Source organism: Microcoleus sp. S28C3 (assembly GCF_036700785.1).
Taxonomy (GTDB): domain Bacteria; phylum Cyanobacteriota; class Cyanobacteriia; order Cyanobacteriales; family Microcoleaceae; genus Microcoleus; species Microcoleus asticus.
Window position 1 is genome coordinate 1 of the sequence record NZ_JAUBPO010000192.1, and the last position, 6,795, is coordinate 6,795.

Annotated in this window: 9 protein-coding genes; all 9 read left to right on the top strand. The window is 44.3% G+C overall.

The window, feature by feature from the left end:
* Nucleotides 1-178 precede the first annotated feature (178 nt).
* Nucleotides 179-634: a hypothetical protein gene (locus QUA13_RS30955; protein WP_333204734.1), complete on the top strand. Its 456-nt coding sequence runs from the start codon at nt 179-181 to the stop codon at nt 632-634.
* A 236-nt stretch (nt 635-870) separates the two neighbouring features.
* Nucleotides 871-1,074: a hypothetical protein gene (locus tag QUA13_RS30960; protein WP_333204736.1), complete on the top strand. Its 204-nt coding sequence runs from the start codon at nt 871-873 to the stop codon at nt 1,072-1,074.
* A gap of 55 nt (nt 1,075-1,129) precedes the next feature.
* Nucleotides 1,130-1,678 (top strand): site-specific integrase, encoded by a 549-nt coding sequence (locus QUA13_RS30965; RefSeq protein ID WP_333204738.1) that lies wholly within the window; start codon nt 1,130-1,132, stop codon nt 1,676-1,678.
* Between the two features lie 1,074 nt (nt 1,679-2,752).
* Nucleotides 2,753-3,370 carry a hypothetical protein gene (locus QUA13_RS30970; RefSeq protein ID WP_333204741.1) on the top strand — a complete coding sequence of 206 codons (618 nt, stop codon included), beginning with the start codon at nt 2,753-2,755 and terminating at the stop codon, nt 3,368-3,370.
* A 248-nt stretch (nt 3,371-3,618) separates the two neighbouring features.
* Complete coding sequence (locus QUA13_RS32945) at nt 3,619-3,777, top strand: Rieske 2Fe-2S domain-containing protein (protein WP_445242765.1); 159 nt, start codon at nt 3,619-3,621, stop codon at nt 3,775-3,777.
* A 100-nt stretch (nt 3,778-3,877) separates the two neighbouring features.
* Entirely contained in the window at nt 3,878-4,225 is a 348-nt protein-coding gene (locus QUA13_RS30975) for a hypothetical protein (protein WP_333204742.1), read from the top strand.
* The gene (locus QUA13_RS30980; RefSeq protein WP_015211720.1) at nt 4,197-4,511 is read left to right on the top strand and encodes a hypothetical protein; all 315 of its coding nucleotides are present in this window, start codon (nt 4,197-4,199) and stop codon (nt 4,509-4,511) included. The genes QUA13_RS30975 and QUA13_RS30980 overlap by 29 nt, the downstream gene beginning before the upstream one ends.
* A 393-nt stretch (nt 4,512-4,904) precedes the next feature.
* Nucleotides 4,905-5,099: a hypothetical protein gene (locus QUA13_RS30985; RefSeq protein WP_015211718.1), complete on the top strand. Its 195-nt coding sequence runs from the start codon at nt 4,905-4,907 to the stop codon at nt 5,097-5,099.
* Nucleotides 5,100-5,564: 465 nt separating this feature from the next.
* Nucleotides 5,565-6,764: an AAA family ATPase gene (locus tag QUA13_RS30990; RefSeq protein ID WP_333204744.1), complete on the top strand. Its 1,200-nt coding sequence runs from the start codon at nt 5,565-5,567 to the stop codon at nt 6,762-6,764.
* Nucleotides 6,765-6,795: the final 31 nt, after the last annotated feature.

The window sequence follows — 6,795 nt, forward strand, 5'->3', positions numbered from 1 at the left end:
TTTAGCTGGCATTTTTGTAGAGATTGACTAAACTCATTTTTTATTATACCCTATTTAAAGGCACAACAGCTTATTTCCCCCTTTCCTTTTTACCACTCTCTTTTGCTTAGCCTCAGTATTCCTGCACAAACCTGAAGCAGCCCAAGAAGAACTCACAGACAATCGAACCCAAGTAAATGTGTCAACAGTCGCAACACCATCCGATGGTATTGGCAGTGCCGTAAATGGAGCAACAATTGAAATTGAGAAACCAGCCAGATCCCATCACACTCGCCATCAGACCACAGGCAAAAAAACACCAAACAAACCAGCAAAACCAATTGATTTTGCCGCACATTCAGGCGCAAGCACAACCTCAGTTCCTGCCGTTAATACTTCAATAATTTCACTTAGGCAAGCTCGCAAAATTGCTAGCGCCATCAAAGCTGCTGCGCCTGAACTGGGGTTCAAGCAAAAAGTTAACGGCTCTGATTCCTCTATTGAATGGTTGCAGGCTCAAATCAAAAATCGGCTGGAAAATTCTCCCCTAATTGTGATGCCTATCATCCTCAAGCTTGCTCCCAAAGCGGTGATTGCAAATACTCTAGCATCTGCTACTTCCGAACTAGGTGAAAGTGCGCGTTCAGTGTCCTAACAGCGAACGAAAAGTTTCTCAACCAACCAGCGTACTCGTTTACCCTCCGAAACTTATAACAATGCCCAAGCCTTCGTAAGGCTTGGGCATTTCTTTTGACCTGAATAAGCGATTTTCCAATAAAATCCTAATTTTTTATTAAAGGGGAACAAAACTAGCAAAACAACTTGCAAAGTGAATCAAAAAATAGTATAATCAAATTATTACAAGCGCCACTTCTATTTGAGCGTACTGTTATGGCGGCACTTAAACCTGTTACCTTCCTAGACCTCATAGACGCGATCGCCACCTTGCCAATTATCAATTTGCCTGAGAATTTAAGTCAGTTGAGTAGCAATAAAAGCCAATCTAACTGCAATAAAGGACGCGGGCGGAGGCATCCTCGGCGCAGCGCCCCGCAAGTGGCCCATCAAGCGATAAAAGCTTTTTGGCAGACTTGACGAAAGTGTCCTTTCGTCCAATAATAAGGGAGCTTTCATTTTGGAGGGCTGCGCCGTGAAGGTTCAAGGCAACGGGCGTGCTAAGATTTTGACGCCCGCCGAAATATCTAGGCTGTTCGACCGGGGTTTTGTTACAGCAAGGGATAGGCTTTTGTTTGCTGTGACCTTTTATTGTGCCTGTCGTATTTCAGAGGCGTTAGCTTTAACAACTCAGGACATTGTTGGCGGTGTGGTGACGCTGCGGAAAGCGACAACTAAGGGCAAGTCAGCAACGCGAACGCTGCCGCTACATCCCATGTTGGCTAAGTTTTTATTGGCTTACAATCCAGATGCGGGTTTTTTGTTTCCGGGGCGAGAGGGTACGAAGCCTTTGACACGCTCTCAGGCAGACTTGATTTTTAAAGAAGCTTGCTGCAAACGGGTAAGAATTAAGGGAGCTTCCACACATTCGATGAGGCGGACAGCACTCACGAATTTGAGCAATGCTGGGGTGCCACTGCGGGTAATTATGGAGATATCAGGTCACAAAAATTTGTCGAGCCTCCAGCGCTATTTAGAAGTGCAGCCGGAACAGCTTGTCAAGGCACTCGGGATTCTGAAGTGAAGCTATCGCGACTTTGGTTCGCCAGATTGTTTCAACAGTTGAAGGGCTCTCCCGTAAGTCTTCTTTGAATTCAGGCGATATTTGGACGCAAGGCTCGCGATGGCTACCCATTTCTTCCCGGATGTATTTTAGCTAAAACAAAGGCAACTGCTATCCGCGACAATCCTGACTGGTTTGAGCCGCCTGCTCAAGAGTGAGGTGTGAATAAGCTTTCCTGACTCTTGAGCTGTAATTGACGTAATCCCCATAACTCCATAAAAACTATCTTACGGAACCAGTCAAAGGGCAGATAGATATATACTTACTGCTGCAAATGCTAGGAAATGCCCAAATCATTAAAAATGACTCCACCAATCAACAACCCGAAGGTACTTATCAGTGCGACACCAGCAGTAAATACACCGGAATCCTGATTGTCATTACACCCACAAACTGCCAAATATTTACCCCTTAAAAGTTAGATATTTAGGGTAATTTTGGTTGGTAGCGACTACTTACTATATCAATAAAAAAAAGCTCAAATAATTAAGCTATTTTCGGGCGAAAAGCCCTTGTAAAAATCTAGGGATATTCATTGATAGTCAGAAGATTGAACTGACAAATTTATCAGTACAAGACAGGTTTGGCCTTGTCAAAGAGCGGCAGCCCTGTCACGCGCGCGTGAAGAAGGCTCTCAAACACCTTCCATTTGGTTGACGACGTTAGCGCAGCCGGAGAAGAGGATCGCTCGATCTGATTTTGGTCAACCGCTCACGACAATAAATCTTGTTTCTGATCGATCGCGAGCACCTAGGATGACGTAAATACGTCGTTAGCACAGCCGGAGAAGAGGATCGCACGCTCCTACTGGGCTGGTCAAAGAGCGGCTATCGCCGCTATTGGGAGTGACCTGCTCATTTAAGTTTCATCCATTCTTAACAATAGCGAACGCATTCACCTAGGAAAGCCTTCATCACGGGCGATCGCCCTCAAAAAAGCCAGTTAGCTGTTAAGAATTATGATTGACTTCTATTTCAGTTAACTGGCTCCCTTTCAATTAACCACACAAAATTCAAAGAGGGAGGCTATCTCGCCATGAACGGACAAAACTTGAATTTACTGCCAGTACCACTACCGCCCATGCTGCCAGAAATGGTGGGTATCGTTGCTGATTCCCGATACTTCGCCATGTTTTATATGGGCAGCAAAGCTACTTGGACTGATGGTAGAGGGTTAGGGACTTTCAGTTACTATGCCGTGTACGAGCCACTTACTGAACATCCCGCTCTCGCCCTCGATCTGGAACCATACCACCTCGGTTCCGATGATGAATTTCCCACCCATGCAATTGTGTGCGATCGCTTGGAAGAAAAGATGTATGTCGGAGATTACCCAGAAGTAGAGAAATTTCTCAATATCCAGCACCCGCCGCTGCCCACTCTGTCACCAGAAGAGGTTGAACAGCAACGGCAAAGGATTGAGGAAGAACTGGCAAACTTTGACATTTCCACGTTCCAGAAGTTGGGGATGTTTGAGTTGTTGGCAGGGCACAATCAACAACAAAAGCAGGAGCTAGTGGAATTGGCGCATTGGCTTGACCAACAAGTAACTGAAGATTTGCTCCGGCGATATCTCGAAGCTGCTAATAAAGGTAATTGGACAGCGATTTCTGTACTGCCAAGATTTTTGCAACGCATCCCTAAAAATTTTTGACAACAGAATCATTACCATTAAACGAACGCAATCTTTCCTTGTAACTATGAGAGAGATTGGTATTAGTGCCAATTCCTAGCAACACTAATTAATGGCCAAAAAGTCTGCCTATTTCCGTAACAAAAATAAAACACAGAATCAAGTAGTAGCCATTGGAGAAAGAGCGCTTGTGCTACCGCAATATACCAATCCTTTCAGCAGACTACAACTTCTTGCCACGCTTGGAGGAAGCTTACTCGAATTGCTCCTTGCTGCCTGGTAATATTTGCCCCCACAAAGGTTATAAACTTTTGCCAAATACCAAGCACCCTCATTTAGGAACCTGCCCGGGTCACGGCTTAGCATTTAACTTCAAAACAGGGCAATTATGCCGGAGAAAGGAATTTACACAGCTTGATTTCAGTTGATTGATTTAGGGGAAGAGCGCGCTGCAATTTCTTTATCAAGAAATTTGCCTAAAAACCTGTCAAAAAAAGTCAGGTGCAATCGATTCACAGCTATGAACTTATGTCAATCTTAAAAGGAAGTCGAGATTTGATTTCGGCGTTGTTGCTAAGAGATTTGAAGGGGATGCCACCTTCAATCGAATTGCCTGCTAATTTTGCCAAAATTCACAGGCCGCGCTTTGAGTGCGGGGAGATGGTGCGCTGGACGGGTGTTGGCGAAGAAGCTGATTGGGGGATAGTTATTGGCAAATTTTACAACTGCGAACCGCGCCGGTACTGTTGGATGTGGTGCTACATAATTTGGCTGGCTGCTAATTCCAAGAGCGCAGCTTGGTGTCAGTTTGATACGGCGTGGGAGGAAGATTTGGAGGGGTTTGAGGATGAAAAAGCCGCAGACTTTGACAGATAGAGAGCGCAATTTAATTGCAGCTTACAGCCAATGCCAATTGGGAATGACGCCGAAGCAGTTTTATGGCAAGTGGGCGGTGAGTTACGAGGAAATCGCTTTTATTTGTTCCCGTTCTAATTCTACAGTGCGGGGTTGGTTTAAAAAAGGAAAAAATCGAAGATTTCCTACTCCTGTCGATTTGCGTCATCTGGCAGTAATGGACTTTCTGCTGGAACATTTTGAGGAAATTCCAGAGGCACTGGCAACCTTGCTATGTCGGCTTTCTGAAGATAATAGCGTGCATTAGTAGTGGCGCGTCTGCTTGAAATTAGGGCATTGAACAATTGCCCGTGTTTTCTCAAATTGATAAACTTCAAAGCGTTTCACGGAGGCCCAGCACCCGTTATGGAGCAAAGAAACTCTTTCTCCCCCTCTCCCCTTCTCCCCTTCTTCCCTTCTCCCCTGCGAGTTTCTGAGGAGATTTCTAATGCCTCATTTCCAAATAGACGCGCCACTATTGTTTTTGATTTTATACACATCAAGCCTTTTCAGCATCAAAAGATAATTTGAGCTGGTTTCAGCACAAATATAGTCAATTGTCAATATCACCGTGACCTGTCTTTGACAATATTGTTTCAATTAAGGTAATGGCAGGTAATCAAACACAAACACAATTTGTTACTGTTATCAGGAGGTTAAAATGACCTATTTTGAGAAGTTGCACCCGTGGTGCTTAATTCGCTTACTTCCTAATTGCCAGCGTATTGTTGTGGCGCGATTTCGCAAGAGAAACGATGCAGATGAGCATCTGCGGGTTTTGCAACGGTTGGTTAAACATCGCACATTTGTGATTATTTTTGATAGTCAAGAACAGCCTGTTTTGCCTCAAGATTGATGGGCCAAGCTTATTTTGAAGTCGAATTAGTCAAAGTACCTGCATTAGATTAATAACTCCGCTTCTCCACAATTTCTCCTAGTTATCAATCCAACTGATAACTGGGAGAGTTTTTGATGGGTGCATAAGTCCTAACTATGTAAAATTTGAGTAGCAGTCAAATCAACAGAACAAATTATACAAGACTTACGCCCCAAGTGTTTAAATACACTATTGGTAGCGGTAAGGTGCTTACGGCTCACCCTACATATAGAGGTTATGCGTAAGTCCTGTTAGAGTTATTATTATCGTCTCCATCAATTATAGGACTTACGCATTGTAACGGTGTAACAAGGCTTTGCGATTACTTCGCGACCCTCGTAATGACAGAAATACGTTGTTCTTGCGTAAGTCCTGAATTAATTATTGTGTAAATTTCAGCTAGCGCTGATTAGTGTTTGAAAGATAGTAGAAGAAACCAACCCTATGATTCAAACACTGGTAAAACCGAATTTTCAATTAACTTCTCAACAAAACAACGCCCTCCAACTCCTCGAACAATTTGTAGCAAGTTCTAAACGGGTATTCGGGCTATTTGGATATGCAGGTACGGGAAAATCAACCCTTGTCAACCTGGTAGCAGAACAATTAGTCAGCGCCGGAAAGAGAGTCGTTTTCACCGCTCCCACCAATAAAGCTGTAGGCGTATTGCGACGGATGGCTGCTGAAAAAGGACTGAGAGGAGTAGACTTTATGACCATCCACCAGCTATTGGGATTAGCTCCAGTCAAACAGGGGCAAAATAAAATCCTCAAACAAGTTTCTCCTTCTTTCCTTCACCTGTACGACACCATTTTTCTTGATGAGTGCAGTATGGTTACAGCAGAACTGTGGAATATTATTCAAGAAAGAATTGCTAGCGCTTTACTCATCGGCAGCAATCGGCAGCTTATTGTCATGGGCGACCCCGCACAATTGCCTCCTGTTAATAATGGCTTCATAGAAGAGAAAAAATCTCAATCCTTCAGCGTGCCTGAAAAAGCCGTTTTAACAGAGGTCGTCAGGCAAGGTGCGGGCAGCCCCCTGCTAGAATTTGTAACAGCTTGCCGCACGGCTGTCAAGAGCAAAGAGGCGTTCAAACCCTTCTCCAAATTCAGCTTTGATAAAAAAAACGGAGCCTTCCTAGTCAGAGAAAAAACGCTGCTGAAATACGCCTTAAAAAAGTTCTCTTCTACTTTCCCTCAAGACCCTGATTGCTTTCGCATACTCTGCTACACTAACGAGCGCGTCGCCTACTGGAATAGCAAAATCCGAGCCAAAATCTACGGGAAAAATGCTCCCAGATTTATTATTGGAGAGAGGTTGATTGCTAAAGCTCCCGTTATTGCTCCCGACGGCAAAACCGTCATCCTGCCCACATCAGCAGAAGTGGAAATTGCCGAATTTCAAGAGGATAGGTACTCTGGCTATAAAGCCTGGAATCTCCAGGTTAAAACCGATGCAGGCGACCAACGCCAAATTTACATCCTCCACGAAAGTGACGCTTGCCGATTCCAACAGGACAATGCTAGGTTGCTGCAAAATGCTAAAAGCAATCCGAGCTTATGGAAGGCATGGTACGACCATTGTGAAATCTTTGCAGATACAGCGGTTCCCGCTGTTATGAAGTACAATAGCAACAATTAGCAAACCAATTTCTTAAATGTTGAGGATTGAT

Excerpts from the sequence above, each read along its gene's own strand:
- QUA13_RS30960 (WP_333204736.1), top strand. The coding sequence starts at position 871 with ATGGCGGCACTTAAACCTGTTACCTTCCTAGACCTCATAGACGCGATC.
- QUA13_RS30970 (WP_333204741.1), top strand. The coding sequence starts at position 2,753 with ATGAACGGACAAAACTTGAATTTACTGCCAGTACCACTACCGCCCATG.
- QUA13_RS30975 (WP_333204742.1), top strand. The coding sequence starts at position 3,878 with ATGTCAATCTTAAAAGGAAGTCGAGATTTGATTTCGGCGTTGTTGCTA.
- QUA13_RS30980 (WP_015211720.1), top strand. The coding sequence starts at position 4,197 with ATGAAAAAGCCGCAGACTTTGACAGATAGAGAGCGCAATTTAATTGCA.
- QUA13_RS30985 (WP_015211718.1), top strand. The coding sequence starts at position 4,905 with ATGACCTATTTTGAGAAGTTGCACCCGTGGTGCTTAATTCGCTTACTT.
- QUA13_RS30990 (WP_333204744.1), top strand. The coding sequence starts at position 5,565 with ATGATTCAAACACTGGTAAAACCGAATTTTCAATTAACTTCTCAACAA.